This is a genomic window from Rhodococcus sp. NPDC059969 (assembly GCF_042738325.1).
GTDB lineage: Bacteria > Actinomycetota > Actinomycetes > Mycobacteriales > Mycobacteriaceae > Rhodococcus_F.
Genome location: NZ_JBHWUF010000001.1, coordinates 1,699,198 through 1,725,383, shown reverse-complemented (window position 1 = coordinate 1,725,383; position 26,186 = coordinate 1,699,198). Strand labels below are relative to the sequence as shown.

At 61.3% G+C, this 26,186-nt stretch carries 26 protein-coding genes; 15 read left to right on the top strand and 11 right to left on the bottom strand.

The features are described 5' to 3' along the window. Positions 1 to 21: 21 nt before the first annotated feature. Positions 22 to 1,449 carry an amidase gene (locus tag ACFWAD_RS08075; RefSeq protein ID WP_378542667.1) on the bottom strand — a complete coding sequence of 476 codons (1,428 nt, stop codon included), beginning with the start codon at positions 1,447 to 1,449 and terminating at the stop codon, positions 22 to 24. Between the two features lie 115 nt (positions 1,450 to 1,564). Continuing rightward, positions 1,565 to 2,431: a response regulator transcription factor gene (locus tag ACFWAD_RS08070; protein WP_378542665.1), complete on the bottom strand. Its 867-nt coding sequence runs from the start codon at positions 2,429 to 2,431 to the stop codon at positions 1,565 to 1,567. A gap of 140 nt (positions 2,432 to 2,571) precedes the next feature. Here ACFWAD_RS08070 and ACFWAD_RS08065 point away from each other — a divergent pair, with 140 nt between their 5' ends. Further along, positions 2,572 to 4,176, top strand: coding sequence for an acyl--CoA ligase family protein (locus ACFWAD_RS08065; RefSeq protein WP_378542662.1), 1,605 nt, complete (start codon positions 2,572 to 2,574; stop codon positions 4,174 to 4,176). A 15-nt stretch (positions 4,177 to 4,191) separates the two neighbouring features. On the opposite strand, the gene ACFWAD_RS08060 is transcribed toward ACFWAD_RS08065, so the two are convergent. After that, positions 4,192 to 5,559: a cytochrome P450 gene (locus ACFWAD_RS08060; RefSeq protein ID WP_378542660.1), complete on the bottom strand. Its 1,368-nt coding sequence runs from the start codon at positions 5,557 to 5,559 to the stop codon at positions 4,192 to 4,194. A gap of 90 nt (positions 5,560 to 5,649) precedes the next feature. Between ACFWAD_RS08060 and ACFWAD_RS08055 the strand changes: the two genes are divergently transcribed. From ACFWAD_RS08055 to ACFWAD_RS08030, 6 genes are all read left to right on the top strand, one after another. After that, positions 5,650 to 6,270: a TetR/AcrR family transcriptional regulator gene (locus ACFWAD_RS08055; protein WP_378531704.1), complete on the top strand. Its 621-nt coding sequence runs from the start codon at positions 5,650 to 5,652 to the stop codon at positions 6,268 to 6,270. Between the two features lie 72 nt (positions 6,271 to 6,342). Continuing rightward, positions 6,343 to 7,035 carry a TetR family transcriptional regulator gene (locus tag ACFWAD_RS08050; protein WP_378531702.1) on the top strand — a complete coding sequence of 231 codons (693 nt, stop codon included), beginning with the start codon at positions 6,343 to 6,345 and terminating at the stop codon, positions 7,033 to 7,035. 159 nt (positions 7,036 to 7,194) lie between these two features. Continuing rightward, on the top strand, positions 7,195 to 8,352 hold the full coding sequence (locus ACFWAD_RS08045) for an acyl-CoA dehydrogenase (RefSeq protein ID WP_003939784.1): 1,158 nt from the start codon (positions 7,195 to 7,197) through the stop codon (positions 8,350 to 8,352). Between the two features lie 92 nt (positions 8,353 to 8,444). After that, positions 8,445 to 9,293 carry a 3-hydroxybutyryl-CoA dehydrogenase gene (locus ACFWAD_RS08040; RefSeq protein WP_378542658.1) on the top strand — a complete coding sequence of 283 codons (849 nt, stop codon included), beginning with the start codon at positions 8,445 to 8,447 and terminating at the stop codon, positions 9,291 to 9,293. Between the two features lie 163 nt (positions 9,294 to 9,456). Continuing rightward, positions 9,457 to 10,368: an oxygenase MpaB family protein gene (locus ACFWAD_RS08035; protein ID WP_378542656.1), complete on the top strand. Its 912-nt coding sequence runs from the start codon at positions 9,457 to 9,459 to the stop codon at positions 10,366 to 10,368. A 24-nt stretch (positions 10,369 to 10,392) separates the two neighbouring features. Further along, a complete protein-coding gene (locus tag ACFWAD_RS08030; RefSeq protein WP_029256216.1) occupies positions 10,393 to 10,785 on the top strand; it encodes an RNA-binding S4 domain-containing protein in 393 nt (130 codons plus the stop codon). A 3-nt stretch (positions 10,786 to 10,788) separates the two neighbouring features. Here the strand turns inward: ACFWAD_RS08030 and ACFWAD_RS08025 are convergent, their stop codons facing one another. Then, on the bottom strand, positions 10,789 to 11,418 hold the full coding sequence (locus ACFWAD_RS08025) for a GyrI-like domain-containing protein (protein ID WP_378542654.1): 630 nt from the start codon (positions 11,416 to 11,418) through the stop codon (positions 10,789 to 10,791). Positions 11,419 to 11,538: 120 nt separating this feature from the next. Between ACFWAD_RS08025 and ACFWAD_RS08020 the strand changes: the two genes are divergently transcribed. Beyond that, complete coding sequence (locus ACFWAD_RS08020) at positions 11,539 to 12,723, top strand: metallophosphoesterase (protein ID WP_378542652.1); 1,185 nt, start codon at positions 11,539 to 11,541, stop codon at positions 12,721 to 12,723. Between the two features lie 6 nt (positions 12,724 to 12,729). Here ACFWAD_RS08020 and ACFWAD_RS08015 read toward each other — a convergent pair whose 3' ends face one another. From ACFWAD_RS08015 to ACFWAD_RS08005, 3 genes are all read right to left on the bottom strand, one after another. Then, positions 12,730 to 13,416 carry a TetR/AcrR family transcriptional regulator gene (locus ACFWAD_RS08015; protein WP_378542650.1) on the bottom strand — a complete coding sequence of 229 codons (687 nt, stop codon included), beginning with the start codon at positions 13,414 to 13,416 and terminating at the stop codon, positions 12,730 to 12,732. Positions 13,417 to 13,463: 47 nt separating this feature from the next. Beyond that, a complete protein-coding gene (locus tag ACFWAD_RS08010) occupies positions 13,464 to 14,291 on the bottom strand; it encodes a potassium channel family protein (RefSeq protein ID WP_378542648.1) in 828 nt (275 codons plus the stop codon). A 63-nt stretch (positions 14,292 to 14,354) separates the two neighbouring features. Continuing rightward, positions 14,355 to 14,639: a hypothetical protein gene (locus tag ACFWAD_RS08005; RefSeq protein WP_378542646.1), complete on the bottom strand. Its 285-nt coding sequence runs from the start codon at positions 14,637 to 14,639 to the stop codon at positions 14,355 to 14,357. 589 nt (positions 14,640 to 15,228) lie between these two features. Between ACFWAD_RS08005 and ACFWAD_RS08000 the strand changes: the two genes are divergently transcribed. The 3 genes from ACFWAD_RS08000 to ACFWAD_RS07990 all read left to right on the top strand — a co-directional run bounded on the left by ACFWAD_RS08000 (position 15,229) and on the right by ACFWAD_RS07990 (position 16,280). Then, on the top strand, positions 15,229 to 15,753 hold the full coding sequence (locus ACFWAD_RS08000) for a hypothetical protein (protein WP_378542644.1): 525 nt from the start codon (positions 15,229 to 15,231) through the stop codon (positions 15,751 to 15,753). 11 nt (positions 15,754 to 15,764) lie between these two features. Beyond that, the gene (locus ACFWAD_RS07995) at positions 15,765 to 15,887 is read left to right on the top strand and encodes a hypothetical protein (protein ID WP_256063008.1); all 123 of its coding nucleotides are present in this window, start codon (positions 15,765 to 15,767) and stop codon (positions 15,885 to 15,887) included. 261 nt (positions 15,888 to 16,148) lie between these two features. Beyond that, positions 16,149 to 16,280 carry a hypothetical protein gene (locus tag ACFWAD_RS07990; protein WP_256063007.1) on the top strand — a complete coding sequence of 44 codons (132 nt, stop codon included), beginning with the start codon at positions 16,149 to 16,151 and terminating at the stop codon, positions 16,278 to 16,280. A 169-nt stretch (positions 16,281 to 16,449) separates the two neighbouring features. Here ACFWAD_RS07990 and ACFWAD_RS07985 read toward each other — a convergent pair whose 3' ends face one another. The 4 genes from ACFWAD_RS07985 to htpG form a co-directional block, all read right to left on the bottom strand. Beyond that, entirely contained in the window at positions 16,450 to 17,367 is a 918-nt protein-coding gene (locus ACFWAD_RS07985) for a diacylglycerol kinase (RefSeq protein WP_378542642.1), read from the bottom strand. Further along, a complete protein-coding gene (locus tag ACFWAD_RS07980; RefSeq protein WP_378542942.1) occupies positions 17,364 to 18,944 on the bottom strand; it encodes an FAD-binding oxidoreductase in 1,581 nt (526 codons plus the stop codon). Before ACFWAD_RS07980 ends, ACFWAD_RS07985 begins: the two co-directional genes overlap by 4 nt. Before the next feature lie 81 nt (positions 18,945 to 19,025). Beyond that, positions 19,026 to 19,565 (bottom strand): DinB family protein, encoded by a 540-nt coding sequence (locus tag ACFWAD_RS07975; protein ID WP_378542640.1) that lies wholly within the window; start codon positions 19,563 to 19,565, stop codon positions 19,026 to 19,028. Positions 19,566 to 19,721: 156 nt separating this feature from the next. After that, positions 19,722 to 21,650, bottom strand: a complete 1,929-nt coding sequence (htpG, locus tag ACFWAD_RS07970; protein ID WP_378531686.1) for a molecular chaperone HtpG — start codon at positions 21,648 to 21,650, stop codon at positions 19,722 to 19,724. Between the two features lie 277 nt (positions 21,651 to 21,927). Between htpG and ACFWAD_RS07965 the strand changes: the two genes are divergently transcribed. Genes ACFWAD_RS07965 through ACFWAD_RS07950 form a run of 4 tightly spaced genes read left to right on the top strand, consistent with a single transcriptional unit; the run spans position 21,928 to position 26,149 of the window. Next, a complete protein-coding gene (locus ACFWAD_RS07965; RefSeq protein WP_378542638.1) occupies positions 21,928 to 23,091 on the top strand; it encodes a glycosyltransferase in 1,164 nt (387 codons plus the stop codon). Beyond that, positions 23,088 to 24,089, top strand: a complete 1,002-nt coding sequence (locus tag ACFWAD_RS07960; RefSeq protein ID WP_378542636.1) for a GDP-mannose 4,6-dehydratase — start codon at positions 23,088 to 23,090, stop codon at positions 24,087 to 24,089. Before ACFWAD_RS07965 ends, ACFWAD_RS07960 begins: the two co-directional genes overlap by 4 nt. Before the next feature lie 57 nt (positions 24,090 to 24,146). Further along, complete coding sequence (locus ACFWAD_RS07955) at positions 24,147 to 24,812, top strand: response regulator transcription factor (RefSeq protein ID WP_133727074.1); 666 nt, start codon at positions 24,147 to 24,149, stop codon at positions 24,810 to 24,812. Further along, positions 24,809 to 26,149 (top strand): ATP-binding protein, encoded by a 1,341-nt coding sequence (locus tag ACFWAD_RS07950; RefSeq protein ID WP_378542634.1) that lies wholly within the window; start codon positions 24,809 to 24,811, stop codon positions 26,147 to 26,149. The genes ACFWAD_RS07955 and ACFWAD_RS07950 overlap by 4 nt, the downstream gene beginning before the upstream one ends. Positions 26,150 to 26,186 lie beyond the last annotated feature (37 nt).

The window sequence follows — 26,186 nt, the reverse complement described above, 5'->3', positions numbered from 1 at the left end:
TTGCTCGAACAACCGCGCGCGTTAGACCGGGACCGGCGGCCACACCGGCGCAATGGACCACGGACGGGCCGTTTCGAGCTGCGACGCAACCTGGATCAGCAAATCTTCGCGTCCGAACGCACCGACCAACTGAACGCCGATCGGCACACCGGCCGAGTCGTGCCCCATCGGCAAGGAAATCGCCGGCTGACCGGAACTGTTGAACGGACTGGTCAAACCGCTGTATCCGGCCGAGTGTTCCCAGATCGACATGGGATTTGCCGTATCGAGCAGACCGAGCGGAGCTGCCGGCCGAGCCATCGTCGGCGTCAGCAACAGATCGTGATCGACAAAGAACGCACCGATCACCTGGGCTGCCCGCTCGAGTTCCTGCAACGCCGTGACGACGTTCGTCGCACTTTCGGACTTCGCACGGTCGTAGATCATCCGGGCCATCGGCTCGAGGTCGTCGTCCCGGATTGCGCGGTTCAGGACCGCGAGTCGTTCGTCGACCTCGATCGTCATCGGAATACCCATCAACACCGAAAGCCCGGCAGTAAGCGCATCGAGGGGAAAGTTCGGGGCACTCTCGGTGACATCGTGACCGAGTTCTTCGAGCAGGCCGGCAACACTGGTTGTGACGGCCGCACATTCCGGATCAACCGGGGTGCCGTCCGGCAGCGCGTTACTCAGACCAATCCGCAACCGTCCGGGATCCGCGCCCACTTCCTCGACGTACGGCCGCTTCGGCGCCAGAATCACGTAAGGATCGCCAACTGTCGGTCCGGCGGACAGGTCGAGAAGCAGCGCGGTGTCGCGGACACTTCGGGTGAGTGCGTGATGAACACTCATCGGCGACGAGAAGAGCGTGCGCGCCGGTGCCGTCGGAGTGCGTCCACGGCTCGGCTTGAGGCCTACCAAGCCGCAGGCCGATGCGGGAATACGGATCGATCCACCACCGTCGCTGGCATGTCCGCCTGGCACGATCCCGACGGCAACAGCTACAGCCGTGCCACCCGAAGATCCGCCGGGCGAACGATCAAGTGCATACGGGTTGCGGGTGGGTCCGAACAGCGCAGGTTCGGTACTGGCGTTCTTGCCGAACTCCGGGGTGTTCGTCTTGCCGATGACAACCAGACCAGCCTGACGGTAGCGCTCGACGAGCGTCGAATCTTCCTCTGCCACAGCGTCGGCGAACAATCGAGATCCATTGGTGCTCGGCAATCCTGCGACGTCCATGCCGAGGTCTTTGATCACAAACGGGACGCCGTGCAGTGGACCTTCCGGCAGACCGCCTGATACCTCGTTGCGCGCTTCCTCGCGACGCTCACTGATCACTGCGTTGACTGCCGGGTTGCGCTCGTCGAGCCTGTCCAGGCTGAACTCGAGGACTTCCTTGGCGGAGACGTCGCCGCTCTTGATTGCTTCGGCCAGGCCGGTCATGTCGTTGTTGTCGAACAAATCCTGCATCGATGCCCTCATCACTCGTGTAGAACTCTGCCGATAGTGAGGTCCGTCATATCAACCGGGGCGGCGACGCAGTTCCGAAATTCCGCTTGGCGGGACCGATCAGAGAATCAAGCCCTCACAGAATCAAACCCTGCCGCCGCGCTTCCACGACCGCTTCATGACGACTGCGGACGTCGAGTTTTCCCATCAGATTCCGCATGTACGTCTTGATCGTTTCGACGCTCAAGGACAACCTCTCGGCGATCTCGGCATTTCGTAGTCCGAGGGCGACGTACCCCATCACCTCCCGCTCGCGTGGTGACAGGACAACGGCGTTCGCGGCTGGAGTGTTCGCGGAGGGAATCGGCGAGGCCAATGCCCGAAGCTTTGCCTCGACGGCGTGGACCTGCGCGCTGAGAGTCGTGTCCTCGAGGTTCGCCGCGATCTCGCCGAGCGCCAGTACGCTCTCGGTCAATCCCTCGGAGATCTGGGCGTCGCGGTTCGAACCATGTTCCACCGCAGCGGTATCGAGCATCGCCACGCGCCGATCCACTTCGTCGCGGATCTCGAATTCGCGGGCCAACGCGTACGACGATCGCATCATCGTCTCGGCGATCACGTCGCCGATCGGCAGGTTGGCACGCAGTCCTCCGTAGATCGCTCCGCGAGTAACCCCGCGTACGACGATCGGGACTGCCATCAAGGATTCGATCGCTTCGGCGCCCACTTCGTAGTCATAGTCGTGCGTGATGTGCGACGAGTTCGCATAGTCCTGGACCGCGCCCGGTCGTTGTTCTGCGATCGCCCGGCCACCGAGTCCGCATTCGGCGTCGATTTGCAGGTTTCGCAGGATGTTGCTGCGAGTGCCCACGTGCCCGGTGATGGTGAGCGACCGGTCGCTCACACAACCGCCGAACAGAACCGGCAACTCGGTCCGGGGATGTAGTCGACGCAGCTCGGCGCGCAACGCGTCGTCGTCGCTCGGCCTCAATACCCTGCTCACACGCACCTCCCGGCATCCCACATACCCAATTCAGAGGGTAGCGGCACCTGTGACTGGGCAATAGCGTGCATCCAGACCATTTGTAGTGCCGATCACACTTATCGTGACACCAACCGAGCCACGTCGCCTTCGGAGGAACCTTGTCTGTCCCGACAGCTGTTGCAGCCAACAACACCCCGCTCAGTCCGCTGCGCTTTCTCGAGCGCAGCGCCGCGGTGTTCCCCGATCGCACCGCCGTCGTACACGGCGACCGGACCTACTCGTACCGCGACTTCGGAGACGAGGTCGCATCGCTGGCCCGCGTCCTGCGTGAACGCATTCAGCCCGGTGACCGCGTTGCATATCTGGCTCCGAACGTTCCCGAGATGCTGTTCGCGCATTTTGCCGTCCCACTCGCCGGCGGAGTCCTGATCGCCCTGAACTCACGCCTCGCCGGTCCCGAACTCGAGTACATTCTCGATCACTCGGGAACCACGATCCTGTTCGTCGACTCCGAATTCGTCGGTTCGGTCACCTCGTCCAAGACAAACGTGGCGAGCTTGCGCGAGATCATCGAGATCCCGGACTCCACCGTCCCATATCCGGACGTTCCCGCCGGAATCGTCACCGGGCAATACGCCGATCTGATTGCCGAAGGCGAAGCACTCGCCGATCAGCCACTGCACTGGGGCGTCGACGACGAGCAACAGTGCATCGCCATCAACTACACCTCGGGCACCACCGGGAAGCCCAAGGGCGTCATGTACTCCCACCGCGGGGCGTACCTGAACTCGCTCGGCGAGACCTTTCACAACGGCTTCGACGGATCTACGAAGTATCTGTGGACACTGCCGATGTTCCACTGCAACGGGTGGTGCACGCCGTGGGCCGTCACTCAGGCAGCGGGCACACACATCTGCCTGCGTGCGGTCCGCGCCGACGCGATCTGGGACGCCATCGACAATCTGGGCGTGACGCATCTGTGCGGCGCCCCCACCGTCTGCTCGACCATCGCCGATGCCGAGCAGGCTCACAAGGTCGACGCCCTGCGCATCACCACCGCCGGCGCTCCCCCGTCGCCGACGATCATCGGAAAGCTCGAAGACATCGGCGTCACCGTCGTCCACGTGTACGGGCTCACCGAGGTCTACGGGCCGTACACGATCTGTGAGTACCAGAAGGCTTGGGACGAGAAGCCTCAGTCCGAGCGTGCCGCACTTCTCTCCCGCCAGGGAGTCGGCATGGTGCAGGCCGAGAATGCTCGCGTTGTCGACGCCGAGATGAACGACGTTCCCGCCGACGGCCGGACCATGGGTGAGATCGTGCTCCGCGGCAACAACGTGATGCTCGGGTACTACCGCGACGAAGCCGCGACCGCCGAAGCGTTTGCCGGTGGCTGGTTCCATTCCGGAGATCTCGGCGTCATGCATCCCGACGGTTACATCCAGCTCAAGGACCGCGCGAAGGACATCATCATCTCGGGCGGCGAGAACATCTCCACCGTCGAGGTGGAGCAGGCGATCATGAGCCACCCTGCGGTGATCGACGTGGCAGTCGTCGGCGTTCCGGACGAGAAGTGGGGCGAGCGTCCCAAAGCATTCGTGGTGCTGGGCAAGGGGTTACAGGCTTCCGCAGAAGACATCGTGGAGCACACCCGCACCTTGCTGGCCGGGTACAAGGTTCCCCGCGACATCGTCTTCCCCCTCGACCTTCCTCGCACCCCGACCGGCAAGGTCCTCAAGTTCGAACTGCGGGCGTCGAAGTAACTCGGACGTAGGGGCTCAGCGCACCGGAGTGGGACGCCGACGCAGATCGACAGGTTGACCGTCGGAAGGGAACGGTAAGGACGTGAAGTCGAGCGGGGCGACGTAATCGGCGTCGACATTCCATTCGAAGCGCAGGAGGAGGTGATGCATGATTGCCTTGATCTCGGCGCCGGCGAAGTGCATTCCGAGACATTTGTGCACTCCACCGCCGAACGGCTCCCACGCGTATCGATGAACCTTGTCTTCGCGTCGGTTCTCGGCGAAGCGCTCGGGATCGAAACGCTCGGGATCAGGCCAGTACTGCGACATGTGGTGTGTGAAATGAGGAGCGACGGCGGCATACGTTCCCGCCGGTACGAAGCGACCCCGCACTTGGGTGTCGCGGACCGCTCGCCGCGCCATGACCGGTACGGGAGAGACGAGTCGGAGGCATTCCTTCATCACCAGATCAAGACTGCTCAGCCCGTCGAGATCTGCATAACTCGGCATCGAGGTCCCCAGAGCAAGTGATTCTGTGCGGCACTTGTCCTGCCACGTTGGGTGCTGACCCAGGTATTGCATCATCGTGGAAAGGGTGATGGTCGAGGTATCGTGAGCGGCCATCAGAAGGAAGATCATATGGTCGATCACTTCGTCGTCGCTGAAGCGTTGTCCCGCTTCGGATTCGATGTGACAGAGCACGGAGAACAGGTCATCGGTTTCGAGACTTCGACGCGCCGGCAGGTAACGACGAAAGAAGTCTTCCAGGACCCGGCGGCCGTCGAGCCCTCGCTTCCATCGCGTCCCCGGCACGGGGTAGCGAACCAGAGAGGTTGCTGCCTGGACACAATCGACGAAAGCCTTCTTCACCGAGGATATTTCGCTCTCGGTGCTTCCTTCCGCGCCGCCCATGAAAATGTCGGTGGCGAGATCGAGGGTCAACGTCTTCAGTGCCGTATAGGCACGGAATCCGTCAGCGGGAGACCATGCGTCGAGCGCCGAGTCGATTGCCGGGTTGAGAACGTCGACAGACTTCTCGAGTCGTGATCGAGTGAACGCCTGCTGCATGATTCGACGGTGTCGTAAGTGTTCTTCGGAATCGAGCAGCATCAGCCCACCGTGAAAGAAGGGGCCGATCAGCACCGACCAGCCGTCGCTGTTGACGAAAGCCCGATCTTTGTTCTGCAGGACCTCCTGACACGCGTCAGGTCCGAGTACAGCGATCCATCGCCGACCGACCATGGAGAACCAGGACACCTCGCCGAATCGATCCCAGTTCTCCTGCATCAGAGCGAGTGGATCGCGAATGTATGCCAGCGCGTGCCCGACCAGGGGCAGCCCGGAACGACCCGAAATCGGGTGCAACGGCGAGTTCATCGGGGGTCGAGCCAGGATCTTGGGCACTGTGACCTCTACTCTCGCTCAATCTGACAGTGTCTCCTGTCAGATTGACAGTAGTCTGCGTCACACTCATGCATCTGTCAATATCGACCTATGACTCCGCCTACGCCGCGTCGATATGCCGGCCTGAGCAGCGACCAGCGCTCAGCGCTGCGGCGCGAGAGCTTGATGGAGGCAGGGATGGAACTCTTCGCGGCCTCAGGCAATCGCGGCGCCACGATGACCGCTATCTGCGCACAGGCCAAGTTGACGGAACGCTACTTTTACGAAAGTTTCTCCAGCAGAGACGAATTGCTGGAAAAGATCCTGGACGGGATTGCCGACGAGGTCCGCGACGCAGGTCTGGCCGCACTACGAGCGAGCGACGGGACCCTCGAGCAGCGAGTACGAGATGCCATCGCGTCGTTTGTCACCATCCTCACCGAGGATCCCCGTAAGGGCCGTGTGGCAATGATCGAATCCGCTGCATACGAACCCCTGCGTACACACCGACGCGCAGTACTGCACGGCTTCGCTCAGATGGTCGCGGACGAAGCCACGCAAATGTACGGCGACCGAGCTTGGCCACCACGTCAAGGTCAGATCAACGGACTGCTCTTTGTAGGCGGCCTCGCCGAGTTGGTCACCGCATGGTTGAACGAGGAGATCGCTATCTCCCCCGAGGAGATCGTCGAGGCGGCAACCTACCAATTCACATCCACCGCACACCGTTGATACAGAACTGCCCGGCACCTCGATCCTGCCCGTCACACCGGGATCGTGCTCACAGGCGCAATACTTGTCCCCATGAGTGAACGCGCAGACTTGCCCGGAACTGACCCCGCACAGTTTCGGGTGCACGTCGCGTCTCAAGCGATCCGGTTGTTCTCGGAGAACGGGTACGAAGCCACCACCGTCGAGCAGATCGCCGCTGCAGCCGGTGTATCGCGTCGGACGTTCTTCCGGCAGTTCCGCTCCAAGGAAGACGTGATCTTCGCCGATCACGAATCCCTCCTCGAACACGTCGCCGAATTCCTTGCATCCGATTCCGCCGACCCCTGGGCGTCCGTGTGCGAGGCCGCGGGACTGGTCTTCGATTTCTTCCGCCGGAACCGAGACCTGTCGATGCGGCGATACCGCGTCGTACAGCATGTCCCGGCCCTCCGCGATCGCGAGCTGGTCACCGGATTCCGCTACGAGCGCCTTTTCGTCGATTACCTCCGCAGCGCTGTTCCGCGCGAACCCGTCCTCGAGGTTGTCGGTTTTGCCGCAGCTGTCACCGCGTGCCACAACTACCTCTTGCGAAGCATGATCAAGGGCGACGAGGACGCCACAGCCGAAGCGCTGAGTCAGGCGCTTCTCGACGTTCGGCGGACGTACGGCGTGGCCCCCGGATCCAAGACCAGCACGCCAGAATCGAAGTCTGTGCTGGTAGTAGCGTTCGCCCCGGGCACTTCCCCCGAGGAGATCAGCAGAAAGATCCACGAACAACTCGGCTGACACTCCTCGTGCACCGAAACTTCACACGCCCATCCCTTGACCTGGCACTCAGTGCCGTGTTTGACTGGAGTCATTGGCACCGGTCTGTCCGCGAATCTCGCTGGTAACGCCGGAGCCGCACCGACCGCCTTCAAGCCACCTTCACCAAGGAGCGTTCCCATGGCAGGAAACCCGGATTTCAATCTCTTCGCGCTGAACGAAGAGCACGACGAACTGCGGGCTGCTATCCGCGGACTCTCCGAGAAGGAAATCGCGCCGTACGCCAAGGACGTCGACGAGAACGCACGGTTCCCCGAGGAAGCTCTCACCGCCCTCAACGCGTCGGGCTTCAACGCCATCCACGTCCCCGAGGCTTACGACGGCCAGGGCGCCGATTCCGTCGCCACCTGCATCGTCATCGAGGAAGTTGCCCGCGTCTGTGGCTCCTCCTCGCTGATCCCCGCCGTGAACAAGCTCGGCACCATGGGCCTGATCCTCAAGGGTTCCGAAGAGCTCAAGTCCAAGGTGCTCCCGGACCTCGTCAACGGCGGAATGGCGTCGTACGCACTGTCCGAGCGTGAAGCCGGATCCGACGCTGCCTCGATGCGTACCCGCGCCAAGGCTGACGGCGACGACTGGATCCTCAACGGCTCCAAGTGCTGGATCACCAACGGCGGCAAGTCCACCTGGTACACCGTCATGGCTGTCACCGATCCCGACAAGGGTGCCAACGGCATCTCCTCCTTCATGGTCCACAAGGACGACGAGGGCTTTGTCGTCGGACCGAAGGAAAAGAAGCTCGGCATCAAGGGCTCCCCCACCGCCGAGCTGTACTTCGAGAACTGCCGCATCCCCGGTGACCGCATCATCGGCGAACCGGGCACCGGCTTCAAGACGGCTCTCGAGACCCTCGACCACACGCGTCCCACCATCGGCGCCCAGGCCGTCGGCCTGGCCCAGGGTGCACTCGACGCAGCACTGGCATACACCAAGGACCGCAAGCAGTTCGGCAAGTCCATCAGCGACTTCCAGGCTGTTCAGTTCATGCTCGCCGACATGGCAATGAAGGTCGAAGCCGCACGTCTGATGGTCTACACCTCCGCTGCTCGCGCCGAGCGTGGCGAGAAGAACCTCGGCTTCATCTCCGCTGCCGCCAAGTGCTTCGCTTCGGACGTTGCCATGGAGGTCACCACCGACGCCGTGCAACTGTTCGGCGGCGCCGGTTACACCACCGACTTCCCGGTCGAGCGCATGATGCGCGACGCCAAGATCACGCAGATCTACGAGGGCACCAACCAGATTCAGCGCGTCGTGATGTCGCGTGCGCTGCTGAAGTAGGGCCTCCGGCCCTGTGCGCGGTTAGGCAGTCCATAGACTCCTTAACCGCGCACGGGGGGTTGCCCCCTGTCTGAAGAATCTTGAGGAGAATCGTGGAACTCGTAGGCGTAATCGGCGGCGGCACCATGGGTGCCGGCATTGCCGAAGTTTGTGCAAAAGCCGGTAGCTCGGTACTGGTGCTCGAAACCAAAGAAGAATTCGCGGCCGCCGCTCGCGAGCGGATCGCCAAGTCGATCAACCGCGGCGTAGCCAAGGGCAAGATCACCCAGGAAGACGCCGACGCCGCCGTCGCACGCGTTCGCGTCACCCTGGACATCGAAGAGTTCGCCGATCGCGATCTGGTGATCGAAGCGGCTCCCGAGATCGAGGCTCTCAAGTACGAGATCTTCGGCAAGCTCGACAAGATCGTCAAGCCTGCAGGCATTCTGGCGACCAACACCTCGTCGATCCCCGTCATCAAGATCGCCAAGGCCACCTCGCGTCCCGGCCAGGTTGTGGGCGTTCACTTCTTCAACCCCGTGCCGGTCATGCCGCTCGTGGAGATCGTGGTCAGCCTCACAACGTCCGAAGAGACCGTCCTCGCCGTCACCGACTACGCAAAGAACACCTTGTGTAAGAAGACGGTTCGAGCGGGCGACCGCTCGGGCTTCATCGTCAATGCCCTGCTCATCCCGTACCTGTGCCAGGCCGTCCGGATGCTCGAATCCGGTTACGCCACAGCAGAAGACATCGACGAGGCCATGAAGGGTGGCTGCGGCTACCCCATGGGTCCGCTGACGCTCCTCGACACCGTCGGTCTCGACATCGCTCTCGCAGCAGCAGAGTCGCTGTACGCGGAATTCGCAGAACCGCACTACGCTCCGCCGGCACTGCTTCGCCGCATGGTCGACGCCGGTCGCCTCGGCAAGAAGACCGGTCGCGGCTTCTACGAATACGCCTGAGTCCGACCGCTTCACTCTTCCGGCCCCTCACCTGTCGCAGGTGAGGGGCCGGAGTTGTTTCGGGCAGATCTTGCCGAATCCATTGACAAATTCGCGCGGCGCAGCAAAAGTCATCATGTGACAACAACCGTTGTCACATGAGCGCAGGCGGAGGGTCAACCAGATGAGCAGCGATCCGGACACCGACACTCGTCGACCCAAGCCCGGGGAACTACCGAAGCCCCAGGTGCGACCAGAACCCCGGGAACTACGAGCCGATCCGATCGGCCCCGGTTCCCTGACGTGGACACACTTCGGCGACGTTCGCGGTCTGCTGTATCTCGGACGCGCAGGCACGCTGCAGAACATGCACCCTGCGGTAAGTGGAGCGCTGCAAGATCATTCGAACTTCTTCGACAATCCGCTCGACCGCCTGTTCCGCTCACTGCCTCCCATCTACGGGGTCGTGTACGACCGGACCGAAGAGGGCACAGGCATGCTCGTTCGCAACTTCCACACCGATCTCAAAGGAACAGACGAAACCGGCGGGCGCTACCACGCCCTCGCTCCTGACACTTTCTGGTGGACTCACGTCACATTCTTCGAGGTGATACTCGATTTCAACGAACGATTCGCATACAAGAAGTTCACACCGGAGCAGAAGGACCAGCTTGTCCGTGAGGCCGTAACCTGGTGGCGTTGTTACGGTCTCACCGATCGACCCGCTTTCGACGACTACGCGAGCTTTCGCGCGTACTGGGAAGACATGCTCGACAACCAGTTGATCAACACTCACACCACGAAGTGGTCGACGCGCATCTCCGAGCACAACATCGCACCGGCGCCGAAGGTGCCGACGTGGTTGTGGAAACTCTCCTCGCGCCCCACGATGGCCGTGGCGAACTGGATCGGCAAGGCACTGATGCCGGAGAAGGCACGCGAAACCCTCGGATGGGAATGGACGCCGCGCGACGAACGAATGTACTTCTGGTTCGCCCGCTTCCTGACACTGACCGATCGGTTCTGGCATCTACTTCCCCTACGTCTGCAGTACGCACCGCGCGCATACTCGGGTATCCGCACACAGGGTCTTTGAGCCTGCATCGGTAGGCTGGAGAGCGTGCCAGCCCAACTCCCCTCCGACGCGATCAGTGTCCGCGTGGACAGCTGGACGTGGGCCGTTCGACTCTTCAAGACACGCTCGCAGGCGGCGACCGCATGCCGATCAGGACACGTTCGGGTCAACGGAACGTCGGCAAAGGCGGCTCAGCAGGTGAAAGCCGGCGACGAGGTACGGGTGCGCGTATCCGGCATCGAGCGCATCGTCGTAGTAGTCAAGCCGATCACGAAACGAGTCAGCGCCGTGCTGGCCGCCGATTGCCTGCAGGATAATTCACCACCCCCACCGCCTCCCGAACTGATCGCGTCCATCCCGCGACGTGATCGCGGCGCCGGCAGACCGACCAAACGTGAGCGACGCGACCTCGAGAAGTTGCGCGGCCTCGAGCCGTAATCGCTACCTCGAAACAGGCTGACGCAGAACCGTCTTCAGTTTCTCGGGCGGCGTCCGGCGAGCGTCGCTGAGGTATATCTCGTGATGATCGCCGTTGAAGCTCAGGCTGTTCGACGGGATGAATGTGTTGTGCAGCCGGTCCAGGGTGGGAGCTTCGTCGTCGTACGAGCCGACGTGAAGAATCTGAACGGACAGGCCTTCCTCCAACTCGAGAAACCTGACCTTGTCGAGAGCGGCAATGTCCTTCTTGGCCCGCACTGCCTTGGCCCGGACTGCGTCAATCGACGCAGACAGTTCGGTCTCCGTGATCCACTCCGGTTGCGAGATCATCATCGTCCAATCCCACGACGACTTGTCCCGCGTCACGAACACCTCGGGGTCATCTGCCCGCCACAACCCTTCCAGCGGGCCCACGACGAAGTCGCGATCCAGTTCCTTCTTGCTCGCGAACTTGGTCGCGTAGGACACCGAATACAACGCTTCGAGCGCCTCGAAGTACTCGGTGGCAGTGTTGGGATCACCGTGACCGTCGACGGCAAAGTAGCCGAAGCGAGGGACGGTCACGAAGGCAAAATCGCGACGGCCGGGCGAATAGAGATCCTTGTAGGCCTTTTTGACGTCGTACTTCTCCATATGCCACCCACCTGAGCTCGGACCAAGTTCAACATCAGGAAACTAGCCGAAGACACCGACAACCGAATAGCGGACCGGCGTCTCCTTGTTAATAGACCAGTGGACCTTTACTCTTACGGGGTGACTACACCCCAGGCGACCGACGTCGTCCAAGCTCCGCGCCGCAGACCGTTGCGGATCGTGGCCATTTCCGCGATTGTCGCGTCGATCTTGGCCCTACTGTTCGTGTACCCGTGGTGGAGTTTGTTCATCCGGCCGGACTGGCCGACGGCCGTGACAGTGTTCGGCACCGTTCTGTTTGCCGCCCTCCTGATCACCCTGCCTGCCTCGATGGTGCTCAGCCATGGCCACACCGATCGTGATCCCATTCGCATGGTCGGCGATGCGCTCCTCGGAGTCATCTGGGTCGTGTTCGTGTGGACGCTGCTCGCCGAAGTCCTGCGACTCGGACTCCTCGTCGGCGGCGTGGAGGATCCGCTTCGGTCGAGAATTGTCGCCGTTGCGGCGCTGATCGTCTCGGCCGTACTGCTGATCTGGGGCTATCGGGAAGCCATGCGACTGCCACGGATCAAGCACGTCGACGTCACCATCCCTCGGCTCGGAACGGGAATGGACAAGCTTCGAGTAGTCGCAATTACCGACACCCATTTCGGCCCGATCAATCGCGAGAAGTGGTCCGCGCGCGTTATCGCGGCAGTCAACGAACTCGACGCCGACATCGTGGCCCACGTCGGTGACATTGCCGACGGAACAGTGGAGCAGCGCCTCGGCCAAGCCACCCCCCTCGCGTCGGTGGAAGCCAGACTCGCTCGTGTCTACGTCACCGGGAATCACGAGTACTTCCACGAGGCTCAGGAGTGGCTCGACTACATGACCTCGATCGGCTGGGATGCCCTGCACAACCGGCACCTCGTCGTCACCAAGGGCGGCGACAACCTGGTCATCGCCGGAGTCGACGACGCCACCGCTCTGGGATCGAAGCTCGACGGTCACGGCGCGAACTTCGATATGGCCCTTGCCGGCACCGACCCCGATTTGCCGATCCTGATGCTCGCCCATCAACCGAAGCAGGTAACTCAGTCCGCTTCCGCGGGAGTGGATCTGCAGCTCGCCGGTCATACCCACGGCGGACAGATCTGGCCTTTCAACCTTCTGGTCAAACTCGATCAACCGTCGGTGCACGGGCTCACCCGTCACGGCGACCGCACGCAGTTGTACACAAGCCGCGGAACCGGGTTCTGGGGTCCACCATTCCGCGTGTTCGCACCGAGCGAGATCACCGTCCTGACGCTGCACAGCGCCTGAACGGGCTCAGCTCGTTCGGGTTGCCGCTCGCGCCGACAGCCCGACGAGCTGATTGATCAGACCTTCACGTAGGCCGGTTGCGAACATTTCGGCAGCAGGGGGCGCCTGCATCTCGTTCAGTACGACGACCATGGATTCGGCAGGCTCGGCAGTCGGCCACAAGCCTGCAACAATCACCAGGGTCACCTTGGCGAATTGAGCCGCGTCGCCCTCCGAGAGGTGAGGCAATTGCGAATGAATCAGCGACGCAAACCTCCCCGAGTTGACCGTTGCCCGCTTCTTGAAGTCACGGGCGAAGTCGACGGAGATGTTTCTTTCGAGGACACCTGCCATGACGCTCATCAACTCACACAGTAAACGCTGTGCGACAAGCGATTCCGCAACCGTCGATGCCACATGGATTTCAGTGGCGAACGGTGAGTCGTCACCGGCCGGAGTCAACGACTCGGACAACCCGTCCAACCACGCAACCCAGTTCTCGTCGAGCACTTCGAGTAAGATGGCTTCGCGACTGTCGAAGTAGCGAAGCACGTTCGACTTCGCCAGGCCGACGCTCTCACTGAGCTCACGCAGGCTGATGTCGGCGACGGGCCTGGACCCGAGCATCGCGCGGGCCGCATCGAGAATCGCGCACCGACGCGCTTCGATCTGCTCAGGCCTGCGCGCGCGCTGAAATCCGTGGGTCGCCACCATCACGCAAGATTATCAGACCATCATTCTATTGTTCGCTCCGATGCATGTCAGTTGCCTGAAGACGCGTGCTGCGCCACGACTCCCCTCGACGCCAATTCACGACGCAGCGAATCGGTATCGACGGACGCGAGATCAACCCGGTGAGTGCTGGCAGCCAAGGCTCGGACTTCCTCGGACAGAGCCGCCACCTGCTTACGCGTCGCAGCCTGGGATGCCTCGTCCTGTTCCGCCACGCGCTCGACCAACCAGGAAGCGAGTGTGGCAGTCACGATGCCCAGCAACGCAATTCCGCCGATCATCAATGCTCCGGCGATCATGCGCCCGGTCGTGGTAACGGGAGCCATGTCTCCGTAACCGACGGTCGTGACCGTCTCCATCGCCCACCACAATGCCGTTCCGTACGACGTGATGGCAGCGCCCTGCGCGTGACGCTCGGCATCGAGCATGGCCAGCGCCGCAACACCGATCAGCAAGGCCGTGGCAGAGGTGGCGTACACGACCACTCGTCCACGCAAGCTTTGCCCGCTCGAGCGGTGGACTATCGCAAGCAGTGTGACCAACCGAAGTAGGCGCAGCGGACGCAGCATGGGCAACACCACCATCGCCAAAGCCAAGAGATGCCTGACGAACCAGCGACCGCGGGCAGGTGCCAACCACAGGCGAACTGCGTAGTCGACGGCAAAAACGACCCACGCGGCCCACATGGTCCATTCGGTCAGACGATGTGGAAGGCCCGTCGGTTGCGCCAGCACTTGGTACGCGTACGCCACCAAGAACAGGCAGGCCGCAGCGGTCAACGGGATGTCGGTGGCTAGCTGCCATTTCTCCGACGTCCACGCAGTGCGGCGGTGCACCGACTTCGTCGATAAGTTCATCCGAGAAGTCTGACACCACCGCTACATCGTGCCCGGAAGAACCGACTCAGATCCGAGTGTGCGTCAAGATGTTGAGCGCCGTGGGAACTGCCTCGAGCGTTCTTCGATCGGCACGTCTGCACCACGCCAGATAAATGGCAGCGCAACCGCTGTGCGCTTCATCCCATCTTCCAGGGCATCCTCGATCGCTGCCGCAAATTCACTGCGGAATGGGCTGACCCCACCAAAAGTTGCAACCAAACTTTCTCCACATTCTCCAAAAGTATTAAGAATCGATATACCATTACCCGTCAAAAGTGTTAGTGATATGCGGGAAATTTCCGGAACGAAGCAGACCTTGATGTGCAAGTTTTCAGAGCTGACACGGAATTCTCAGAAAGCTTCTGGCCGACAGTTCCGCCCACGACTTTTCGCCCAATCTCCAAATACTGAAACTCCATACCTACATATACTTCTAGCGTCTTCTAACAGTTCTCTTGAACAATTTTCGATGATTCGATGCTGCTCAGAGAATTTTCCACAGGAGGCAAACCTTACAGTCAATTCTGGACGTCGAACTCGACCAGGGCGCCCAACAGAGAATTACATCCCTGTTCACATAGGTGATATTTCATCACGTTTGCCGTATGGCTTCCGGTTCGAGGCTCGTCCAAATGGCCTATCTTTGGCAATCCCTCACGTTTCCGTCGAGCGGCAAATCGGCAGCATCCAGCTCGAAAAGACGGATCTAAAAAACAGATACAGGTTTCAGTTTTTCGGGTTATCGTCTTGCCTGTCACAAATCGGGCCTATCGAATTCATGGCCTGATTCAGACGCGCTGAGGGGTGCAACTGAGGTCACGACATCGACCCGACCCGCACGCACGCACGCACGCACGCACGCACGCGAAGGAAATGTACATACGCACGAGATCTCACCAGTGAGGAATCAATCAGTATGAAAATCAAGCAGATCGGACTCGGGGCCGCAGCACTGGCCTCAGTCGCCACCCTCGCATTCGCAGGGCCCGCATCCGCAGCAGCGGCGAACTCGGTACCCACAACCAACTACCAACTGTGCGGCAACGTCTATAAAGGGACCTGGAATTCGAACTCGGCTCCGCCCTCAGGCTCCGGCTCCACCGGAGTCGCGGGTGTCACGATCACCGGTAACTTGTATGACCCGACGTCGGCAACCCCGACCGTACCGGTCTTTACCGGCACATCCACGGCGACCGACGCCAACGGAAAGTACTGTGTCAATGCGAATTCGAGCCTGTCCGATGTCGTTGTCAACAACGGTGGATACGTCGAACTGACGCTCAACACTGCCACGCTACCAACTACGACTCCGCCGTCAACCGTCACGAGCGCTAACCCCTGGTCCAATGCGGGCACCACCCACATCGGCACCTCGACCTTCCTTGCTCACAAGCACTTGATATGGCTGTCGGCATACAACTTCCATTTCACCGTCTCGTAAAGGACCTTTGAATGCTTGCAGTATTCGTCGCCCTGATGGGTGCTTTCATTTCCGGGGTAGCACCCGTGCTGGGCGGTTCAATCGACGGCCTGAACGCGATGTCGTCCAACAATTATTCGAGCGGAGCGCAGTGATGGGATCTATTGCCGAGGCCACGTCATCGTTGGGCCAGACGGTGACGCAGATGCTCCCTATGATGTTCGATCTTCTGATCCGAACCCCTCTGAACCTATCGTTCGGATTCATCCCCCAGTGAAAGGAACAACCGCGCAATGTCTTTGCAGGCAGTAGTTCTCGACCTCCTTGCGGTGGTATTCGATTCATGGATGGGCTCGTTGGGGCCAATCGCTGAGTTGATCCCCGCGCTATCCTAAGAAAGGCTGAGGTGCAATACGATGTCGTCTGACTACTTTTCAAATGTAGCGGCGCTGATCGCCGGTCTCATCACCATCGGTTTGTTCGGTCTCAACACAGCATCCAGTGAAGGCGCCGGGTGGGGAAGTCTGGAGTCGGCAAGCGCCGACTGAAAAGATGTTCTAACACTCTCAATATGAGTGTGGTCTGGCGGGCTGGTCTGGTGCGGAACGAAATTCGTTTGTCACCAGACCAGCCCTGGTCGGCCTCAATGCTGTTCAGTTGGCCTCGCGGTTCGACGGAGGCGTGCCCCATACCTGCGCGTGACCGGCAGGACCTAACTCAGATCCGAGTGTGCGTCAAGATGTTGAGCGCCATGGGAACTGCCTCGATCGTGATGGGCAACGGCCCCACCCGATCGCCGTCCGCGTAAGCGATGATGCCCTCGGAGACCAACCGCACCTTCTTGGATCGGTACGTCTGCACCGCGTCGAGCGAGACGTGAGTTCCCTTGTACACCCGCGGAAACAGGCGCACCAGACGCAACCTCGAACCATGCCCGACGACGGTCAGATCCAACAACCCGTCCGACTTCGACGCACCCGGAGTGATGAGCATGCCGCCACCGTACGAGCGGCCGTTGCCAACAGCGACCAGCGTCGCGTCCACCGTGATGACCTCGTCGTCGAGTTCGATCCGGTACGGCAACGGCTTCATCTTCGCCAACTCGGCGAGCATCGCCAGGTTGTAGCGCATCGGCCCCTTGGGCCAGGACATCCGATTGGCCCGCTCGCTGACCAGCGAGTCGAATCCGCTAGCGATGATGGTTCCCGACCAGACGACGGAACCGTCGGCCAGCGTGATCTTCGCCAGATCTGACTGCTGCACGACACCGTCTGCGATCACATCGGCCGCTGCTTCGGGATCGCCTGTGGGAATGCCGAACTCACGGGCGTGATCATTGCCGGTGCCCGCCGGGATGAGCCCGATGGGCGTTGCGGTCAACGCGGCAGCCTGCAGTCCGATACTGATGGCACCGTCGCCGCCGACCACTACGAGCGCGTCGGTACCCTCCTCGATCGCACGACGCGCCAACTTCTTGGCGTCGTCGGCGTCGGTTCCGATGATCTCGGTGACGGCAACTCCCCGAGCGCGCAGTCGCGCAACACCTTTGCGTCCTGCCGCAGGCGCGTGACCATGTCCCGCCATCGGATTGATCAGGACGGTAACCTTCTCGATCTGACTGCGGGTTTCGGTCACGGAATCAGCTTTCCAGGATTGAGGATGCCGGCAGGGTCCACTGCATTCTTCACTGCGCGAAGGATGTTCGCGCCCAATTCACCGATCTCGTCCTTCATCCATGGGCGGTGATCGGCGCCGACAGCGTGGTGATGGGTGATCGTTCCACCGGCGCCGATGATCGCATCGCCAGCGGCAGTTTTCGCCTTGTGCCACTGAGCGATCGGATCCTCGGTCTGCGCGCTGACTACGGTGAAGTACAGCGAAGCACCGGTCTTGTAGGTGTGCGAAATGTGGCACATCACGAGCGGCTGAGTCCCCTGCTCGACGAGAGCCTTGGTCAGCGCCTCGGTGACCGAGGAGCGCAGGCTCGCGAGGTTGCCCCACGTGGTTGCCGTCTCGAGAGTTTCGCACAATGCGCCGACGTCGAGCAGAGCGTCACGCAGATACGGCGCATCGAATCGCCCGTGTTCCCAGCTGTTTCCGGGCTCCTCGCCGAGCGACGTGCCGCCGTGAGCGGTGAGAATTGCTCGGGCCTCCGTCATCCGTTCAGCGGTGTGCGAAGCGGTGCCCTCGTAGGTGGTGATGCCGAGGCAACCACCGGTGAAGGCGTTCTCGCCGATCTTGTCGGTGGTCGCCAGATTCACGCCGCTCTCGGCCTCGTCGGACAACCGCAGCACGGTCGGAGCCGATCCCTCCTGGACAAGCTCACGCAATGCTGCTGCGCCGGTGGCGAAGTCGGGGAAGCTCCACCCTTCGCGCACTGTGGTCTCCGGCAGGCGGTGAACCCGCACACGCACGTGCGTGATGACGCCGAAGGTGCCCTCGGAGCCGACAAAGAGCTCACCCAGGTCGGGGCCGGCGGCGGATGCCGGCGCGCGCCCGGTCTCGACCACACCACTCGGAGTGACGACGGTGAGGCCCTGGACCATGTCCTCGAAGCGTCCGTATCCAGCCGACGCCTGTCCCGACGATCGGGTAGCGGCAAACCCGCCCAGAGTGGCGAACAGGAAGCTCTGCGGGAAGTGCCCGACCGAGAAGCCGTGTTCACGCAGAAGCTCCTCGGCCCGTGGGCCGGTGGTTCCGCCGCCGAACGTCGCGATGCCCGACTCCTCGTCCAACCCGACGAGTTGATCGAACCGACGCAGGTCGAGAGAAAGAACTGCGTCGAACCCGTCGCGGATGGGATCGAGCCCGCCGACGACGCTGGTGCCGCCGCCGAACGGGACCACTGCGATCCGGTTGGCAGAGCAGTATCGGAGAACCTGCTCGACCTCTGCGTCTGTCCCTGGGGTGACGACTGCGTCGGGGGCATCCTGCGGCTCGGCGCTACGACGGCGAAGCAGATCCGGGGTGCTCTTGCCACCGGCCCGAAGAATTCGATCGGAATCCTCGGTGCTGACGTACTCGGCCCCGACCAGCCCTGCCAGCGCTTCGACATGCGACTGAGCCATAGCGGACGGAGTCACCTGAACGTCTTCGATGGCGAGACGCGATCGAGTCGGTGCGGAGACACCGAGAAATCCGGTCAACAACGATGTGACTGCGTCCGACAGTTCACGCTTCTTGGCCGGATCGCCCCAGGCGTCCCACTGCATCGGCGGTTGCAAGGCAGACTTTTCGGTGCTCATAGACACTAGTGTTACATATTTGTGTGATGTGTAAACATCACAGGTCGATCAACCCATCGTCTTGGAACCGTCGATGGCTTCGCGAAGCATGTCCGCGTGGCCCGCATGCTGGGCCGTCTCGGCGATGATGTGCAGCAACGCGCGTCGGGCTGACCAGCGAGCCCCCGCTTCGAACCACGGTGCCGACGGCAGTGGATGCGAGATGTCGAGGCTGTCCAGCGAGGCCACCAACTGGTCGGTCCTGGCCGCGATCCCCTCGTATTCGGAAACGATGCTTGCCAGGGTTTCACCCTCGACCATGGCAAATTCGTTCGCCCGTTCCTGCTGCATCTCTTCCGACCACTGGGTGGGATCGAAGTCTCCACCCAGTCCGGCCGGCCCCTCCAGGATGAAGTCGACCCAACCCTTTTCTGACTGCCCCACATGCTTGACCAATCCGCCGAGGCACAGTTCGCTCACGGTCGGCCTCGAAGCAGCCTGTTCGTCGGTGAGGTCTTTGACGGTGAAGAGAAGGAATTCACGATGCTGTCGCAGGCTCTGGAGGAGATCCGCGCGCTCGCCGGTGACGGTGGTGGTCGGTGCGTTCATGATGTTTTCCTTCGCTAGTGGGTTCGTGCCCTGTGAGAACTACGTTAGAAGTTATTGCGGACAGAAACGGTCCTCAATAGAAAACGATCAAGAAAAAAACTCCCGGCACCCACCGATGAAGGTGGATGCCGGGAGTTCGAGCCAGCTAGGACCAGATCAGACTGTGCGAGCCAAACGATCGGCCAGCAGACGCGTGAAGTGCGCCGGGTCGCTCAGCTCGCCGCCCTCGGCAAGCAACGCCATGCCGTAGAGAAGCTGAGCGGTTTCCGTCAGGTTCTCTGCATTGTCGTTGGCGGCCTGCGCCTCCCGCAGACCCGAGACCAGCGGGTGTGCCGGGTTGAGCTCGAGGATGCGCTTGCTGTGCGGAACAGGCTGACCCGAAGCCTTGTACATCTTCTCGAGTGTCGGCGACATGCTGAACGCGTCGCCGACGATGCAGGCAGCCGACGTGGTCAGGCGCGTCGAGAGACGCGTTTCCTTGATGTCGTCGGACAGGGTTTCGGTCAGCCACGTCAGTAGCGCGCCGAATTCCTTTTCCTTCTCTTCGCGCTCGGCCTCGGCCGCCTTCTTCTCGTCCTCGGTGTCCAGGTCGACCTCGCCCTTGGCGATCGACTGGAAGGTCTTGCCGTCGAAGTCCGAGACAGCGTCGACCCACATCTCGTCCACGGGGTCGGTGAGTACGAGAACTTCGAGGCCCTTGGCCTTGAAAGCCTCCATGTGCGGGGAGCTTTCGATGAGGTGACGAGATTCGCCGGTCATGAAGTAGATCTGCTCCTGACCGTCCTTCATGCGCTCCACGTACTCCGCGAGGGTGGTCACGCCCTCTTCGCTGTTGGTCGAGGCAAACGAAGAGATATCGAGCAGCGTCTTGCGGTTGTCGGCATCGGCCATCAGGCCTTCCTTGAGCGCGCGTCCGAACTCGGTCCAGAAGGTCGAGTACTTCTCCGGCTCGTTCGCCTTCATGTCCTTGATGGTCGAGAGGACCTTCTTGGTCAGACGACGACGGATGGCAGCGATCTGCCGGTCCTGCTGCAGAATTTCACGAGAGACGTTGAGCGAGAGGTCTTGTGCGTCGACGACACCCTTGACGAAACGCAGGTAATCGGGCACCAACTCTTCGCAGTCGTCCATGATGAAGACGCGCTTGACGTAGAGGTGGATGCCGGCCTTGCGCTCACGCATGAAGAGATCGAACGGCGCCGTCGACGGAATGAACAGCAGCGCTTGGTATTCGAAAGTACCTTCGGCCTTCATCGGGATGACCTCGAGAGGCTCGTCCCAGGCGTGGCTGACGTGCTTGTAGAACTCCTTGTACTCGTCCTCGGACACCTCGTCCTTGGAGCGAGTCCACAGCGCCTTCATCGAGTTGATCGTCTCGGTCTCGATGGTGACCTCGGGCTCCTCGCCCTCGGCCGGCGTCGACGTACGAGCGACATCCATGCGGATGGGCCACGCGATGAAGTCGGAGTACTTCTTGACCAGTTCCTTGATCTTCCATTCCGACGTGTAGTCGTGCAGGCCGTTCTCGGAATCCTCGGGCATCAGGTGCAGGGTCACGGAGCTACCCTGCGGAGCCTCGTTCACATGCTCGAGCGTGTACGTGCCTTCGCCGGTCGATTCCCAGCGCGTCGCATGATCTTCACCAGCGCGGCGGGTCAGCAGCGTGACCTTGTCCGCGACCATGAACGTGGAGTAGAAGCCGATGCCGAACTGACCGATCAGTTCTTCGGATGCCGCTGCATCCTTGGCTTCCTTGAGCTTGCGACGGACTTCGGCGGTGCCGGACTTGGCGAGCGTGCCGATCAGGTCGACGACCTCGTCACGCGACATGCCGATGCCGTTGTCGCGGATGGTCAGGGTGCGTGCTGCCTTGTCGATGTCGATCTCGATATGCAGATCGGAGACGTCGACGTTGAGGTCTTTGTCCTGGTAAGACTCGAGGCGGAGCTTGTCCAGCGCGTCCGAAGCGTTGGAGATCAACTCACGAAGGAAGCTGTCCTTGTTCGTATAGATTGAATGAACCATCAGATCCAGCAGCTGACGTGTTTCTGCTTGGAACTCGAGCTGCTCGGTATGCGCGGTCACTTCGATCCCTTTCTCTTCTCGGACTGATCACAGGAATTTTACTTGACCTCGAATACCGGGGGTCGGCGCCCGCACGGACAAAGGGAGGTCACCCGAACCTGTTCGTCCAGTTGGATTCGAGTCGCGGCGATCTCGGCCCTTTCGGCGGTGAGTTCGCCGGGTTTCTCACATCTTTCCCTGCAGGCGGGGTCACTGTGAAGCGCTGGACTCAACTCACCCTGACACACAGAGCGTCGGCGCTAACAGAGTTCTAATCTCGCTCACGCACAGTGCCGGTATGACAAACGAACCGCGATCGACTCTGCGAGTCGCCATCGGAGCGGGTGGCACCGGTGGACATATTTATCCGGGACTCGCTGTAGCCGAGGCCTTGTGTCAGATTCCCGATGCCAATGTCGAGATCGACTTCTTCGGCGCGAAAGGCAGACTGGAAGAAAGAATTGTGCCCGCGGCCGGCTACCGACTGCACACAGCCGAGATCGAAGGCCTTACCGGTGTGCGCGGTAGTGCAAGAGCAGCGACACGACTCGCACGGTCCGGCATTCAGTGCGCCAGAACGATTCGTGAACTCGATATAGACGTCGTGTTCGGTACCGGCGGGTATCCCAGTCTGCCGATCGTGCTGGGTGCGCACCTCGCCGGAATACCGACACTGATCCACGAATCCAATGCCGTGGCAGGGCGGGCAAACCGACTGTGCGCGAACTTGTCTTCTCGGGTCGCAGTAGCATTTGCCGAGGCTGCGCCGGCATTCAAGCGCAGTGAGGTTCGGGTAGTAGGAACCCCGCTGATGAGGGAGATCGCCGGCCTCGACAAGCATGCGCTCCGTGATCAGGCACGTGCCAGTTTCGGTGCGGCGGCAGGACAGGCCCTCGTCATCGTCTGCGGCGGCAGCCTCGGATCTCGCCGAATGACCGATACCGCGCTTTCACTGGCGCGCGAGTGGCGCGGCCGCAACAACTTCCGCCTGGTTGTGAAGGCTGGGCCCGAGTACTTCTCCGAGGCCTCCGCCGCCGTCGAAGACCTCGACAACGTGCTGGTGTTGCCGTACTTGGACCGGATGGATTTGGTATATGCGGGCGCCGATGTCTTTGTGGGGAGATCCGGAGCGATCACCGTCGCCGAGATTTCGCATGTGGAGGTGCCCAGCGTCCTCGTGCCTTATCCGCACGCGATCGGTGACCATCAGCGACACAATGCTCGAGCTCTCGTAACTCGCGGCGGCGCCCGAATGCTGGGAGACGCGGATCTGACCACCGCGAACCTGGCGAGCGCGATTGACGACCTTCTCGGAGATTCCACTGAACGTGCCACGGCGGCAACCGATCTCGCTCCGGGACTTGATAATTCCGCACGAACAGTGGCGAACTGGCTACGGGAGCTCGCCACCGGCAAACACGCGACGCCTGAAAACGTCAATACGAGTGAAGGAATCAAATGAGTGAAATTGTGCAAGTCAATGGATTCTGGTTCGGCCGAAAGGTCTTGGTCACCGGCGGCGAAGGCTTCATCGGCAGCTCCCTGGTTGAGCAGTTACTCAGGCAAGGCGCGCACGTACGAGTTCTCGCGCACTACAAGCCCTACGCATCGGCCGGCTTTCTTTCGGATCACCTTCCCGATATCGAGATGATCTCAGGAGATGTCCGTGACAGCGGACAAGTCCTCGATGCGGCAGAGGGGATCGACACCATCTTCCACCTCGCGGCACTGATCGGAATCCCATACAGTTACCAGGCTCCGCAAACGTATCTGGAGACGAATGTCCTTGGTACCCAGAATATTGTGGATGCCGCGCGCCGTCACGGCGCGCGGAGGGTGGTGCATACGTCAACGAGCGAGGTCTACGGAACTGCTCGGGAAGTACCTATATCCGAAACTCACCCGTTGCAACCCCAGTCTCCCTACTCCGCATCCAAGATTGCGGCGGACATGGTCGCGTTGTCCTATTTCCACTCGTTCGATACGCCGGTTTCAATCTGCCGACCGTTCAACACGTTCGGCCCGCGGCAATCGACACGCGCCGTGATTCCTGCGATCCTGCACCAGTTGCATTCCGGTGCAGGCGAGATCGCTGTCGGCGCGCTGACCCCGACTCGGGACTTCACCTACGTCGACGATACTGCCCGGGGCTTCATGGAGATCGCGGAATCCGAGCGAACGCTCGGATTGACCTTGAATCTCGGCACCGGCCAGGAGATTTCGATCCGCGACCTGATTGACATGCTGATCGAGATCACGGGGTCTTCCGCATCTGTCACAACCGAAGACTCACGTAACCGTCCAGCAGGCAGCGAGGTTCACCGCCTGGTGTCCGACAACAGTCGAGTGCGTGAGTTGACGGACTGGAGCCCACAGGTCTCCCTGAAAGCAGGACTCACGCGCACCTCGGAGTGGATCAAAGCTCATCCGATCGCCGATCCTCGCCGCTACCGTGTGTGATGCGAGACGTCGCACGGGTTGTATCCGTATCGGACTCATGTCAGGCACGATAAGTAGATGATCCTAGTCGTCGATGATGATCCGTCGGTCCGCGAAGCGGTAGTGACAACTCTCGAATCCGACGGGTACGAGGTGCAGGCGGTTTCCGACGGTTCGAGCGCTCTGGCCGCGGTCTCCGAGCATTCGTTCGATGCGATGGTGCTCGACGTCATGATGCCGGGAATCGACGGTCTCGCCGTATGCCGAATCTTGCGTGAGCAGGGCAATCGGATCCCCATCCTGGTTCTGACAGCACGCTCGGAGGTAGGCGATCGGATTGCGGGGCTCGATGCGGGGGCAGACGACTACCTGCCGAAGCCCTTTGACATCGACGAACTCGGCGCGCGGGTACGTGCTCTGCTGCGGCGGGCAGCGCCACCGGAACCCGAGGTGCAGTTCGGGGATCTTTCTCTCGACCCGCAGACACGGCGCGGCGTCCGATCCGGCCGGAGCATGGATTTCACTGCAACCGAGTTCGCGCTGCTGGAACTACTCATCGCGAACTCCGGCCAGACGCTCACCCGTGAGGTGATCAGCGATCGGGTGTGGGGTCAAGATTTCGGACCTCAGTCGAATTCCATTGCCGTATATATTAATTACCTGCGCACGAAACTAGAGGCGGGCGGCGAGTCACGCATTATTCATACGGTTCGCGGGATCGGATACCGGCTGGAGTTGCCGTGACGCGTACGCGATTGGCCATCCGAACGAGAATGGCCATCACCACGTCGATTGCCGTGGCTGCGGTGGTGCTGCTTTGCGCGGTGGGGGCGTACTGGATCTCGTCACGGGAGGTGTACCGAAGCCTCGACGTCGGTCTCATTCGGGAAGCGACGGCGATCCAATTACGGATTGCCGGTGGCCAGGAGTTGGGCAGCGGCGCCGAGTGCGCCTATCTTTCCTCGCCGGCTTGCTTCGAGGTCCTCGATGCGACAGGCGAACCGAGTGCTACAGACGAACCCGCCACTATTCTGCCGAAGCCCTCTGCACTCGATGCCGTCCTCGACGGCGAGTCAGGGCCTTTCCTCGCGAACATCGACCTCGCGGGTCTACCCGGACGGATGTATGTGACACCGCTCGAGGACGGTGGTGCGCTCCTTGTCGGAGTCCGTGCCGATCAGCAACACCGGGCGCTCGACCGGATTGCGTGGTTGCTAGCGCTGTTGTGCGGTATCGGCATCGTCATCAGCGCTATCCTCGGCTACGCGGTCGCCCGCTACACGCTGCGTCCTGTTGCCAGACTCTCCCGCGAGGCCGAAAATGTTGCAAAGGAACGAGATCCGAGCCGAAAGATCACAGTCGAGGGATCGGATGAGCTTTCCACGCTCGGGGAATCGATCAACACCATGCTCGGTGCACTCGATGACTCCGTCCAATCGCAGAAACGATTGGTCTCCGACGCCTCGCACGAGTTGCGGACCCCACTGACGGGGATCATCGCGAACGCGGAACTTCTGGCCCGAAGCGACAAATTGACGGACGAGCAGCAGAGACGGGTACGGGCCGCGCTAGCTCGCAGTACCGCGGATATGCGAACCTTGATCGACGACATCGTCGATCTCGCACGAGGTACCGAGCCGGACATCGAGAGGGAGGACGTCGCGTTCGAGCGCGTCGTCGAGCAGGTGGTCGAGGCGGCACGTGCCCATTGGCCGAAGATTGATTTCCACTGCACCACGAATCCACACACGGTAGGCGGTAACGATGCGCGACTCGCGAAGATGGTGTCGAATCTGGTTGACAACGCGGCAAAATTCACTCCGCCGGGTGGGACGGTGAAGGTGAGCCTGACAGGCGGTGTTCTCACCGTTTCGGACAACGGACCCGGCATAGACGAAGCGGATTTGCCTCGGATCTTCGAACGCTTCTATCGGTCACCCCGTAGTCGGGGCACCTCCGGCTCCGGACTGGGACTGGCTATGGCCCAACAGATCGCGCATGCCCACGTCGCCACGATCAGGGTGGGCAACAACCCCGACGGTGGAGCGGTGTTCACCGTGCGCCTGCCGGCTCGAGAGTAAGTCTCTCTGATCTTGTTCTAATGTTCGGCGCTTACTT

What these genes read in the sequence shown, in the direction of transcription:
- ACFWAD_RS08025 (WP_378542654.1), bottom strand. Translation starts at nt 11,418, where the DNA reads ATGGAGAAGTACGACGTCAAAAAGGCCTACAAGGATCTCTATTCGCCC.
- ACFWAD_RS08075 (WP_378542667.1), bottom strand. Translation starts at nt 1,449, where the DNA reads ATGCAGGATTTGTTCGACAACAACGACATGACCGGCCTGGCCGAAGCA.
- ACFWAD_RS08035 (WP_378542656.1), top strand. Translation starts at nt 9,457, where the DNA reads ATGAGCAGCGATCCGGACACCGACACTCGTCGACCCAAGCCCGGGGAA.
- ACFWAD_RS08045 (WP_003939784.1), top strand. Translation starts at nt 7,195, where the DNA reads ATGGCAGGAAACCCGGATTTCAATCTCTTCGCGCTGAACGAAGAGCAC.
- ACFWAD_RS07960 (WP_378542636.1), top strand. Translation starts at nt 23,088, where the DNA reads ATGAGTGAAATTGTGCAAGTCAATGGATTCTGGTTCGGCCGAAAGGTC.
- ACFWAD_RS07980 (WP_378542942.1), bottom strand. Translation starts at nt 18,944, where the DNA reads ATGCAGTGGGACGCCTGGGGCGATCCGGCCAAGAAGCGTGAACTGTCG.
- ACFWAD_RS08015 (WP_378542650.1), bottom strand. Translation starts at nt 13,416, where the DNA reads ATGGTGGCGACCCACGGATTTCAGCGCGCGCGCAGGCCTGAGCAGATC.
- ACFWAD_RS08050 (WP_378531702.1), top strand. Translation starts at nt 6,343, where the DNA reads ATGAGTGAACGCGCAGACTTGCCCGGAACTGACCCCGCACAGTTTCGG.
- ACFWAD_RS07990 (WP_256063007.1), top strand. Translation starts at nt 16,149, where the DNA reads ATGTCGTCTGACTACTTTTCAAATGTAGCGGCGCTGATCGCCGGTCTC.
- ACFWAD_RS07955 (WP_133727074.1), top strand. Translation starts at nt 24,147, where the DNA reads ATGATCCTAGTCGTCGATGATGATCCGTCGGTCCGCGAAGCGGTAGTG.
- ACFWAD_RS08010 (WP_378542648.1), bottom strand. Translation starts at nt 14,291, where the DNA reads ATGAACTTATCGACGAAGTCGGTGCACCGCCGCACTGCGTGGACGTCG.
- ACFWAD_RS07995 (WP_256063008.1), top strand. Translation starts at nt 15,765, where the DNA reads ATGCTTGCAGTATTCGTCGCCCTGATGGGTGCTTTCATTTCCGGGGTA.
- ACFWAD_RS07965 (WP_378542638.1), top strand. Translation starts at nt 21,928, where the DNA reads ATGACAAACGAACCGCGATCGACTCTGCGAGTCGCCATCGGAGCGGGT.
- ACFWAD_RS08055 (WP_378531704.1), top strand. Translation starts at nt 5,650, where the DNA reads ATGACTCCGCCTACGCCGCGTCGATATGCCGGCCTGAGCAGCGACCAG.
- ACFWAD_RS08000 (WP_378542644.1), top strand. Translation starts at nt 15,229, where the DNA reads ATGAAAATCAAGCAGATCGGACTCGGGGCCGCAGCACTGGCCTCAGTC.
- ACFWAD_RS07975 (WP_378542640.1), bottom strand. Translation starts at nt 19,565, where the DNA reads ATGAACGCACCGACCACCACCGTCACCGGCGAGCGCGCGGATCTCCTC.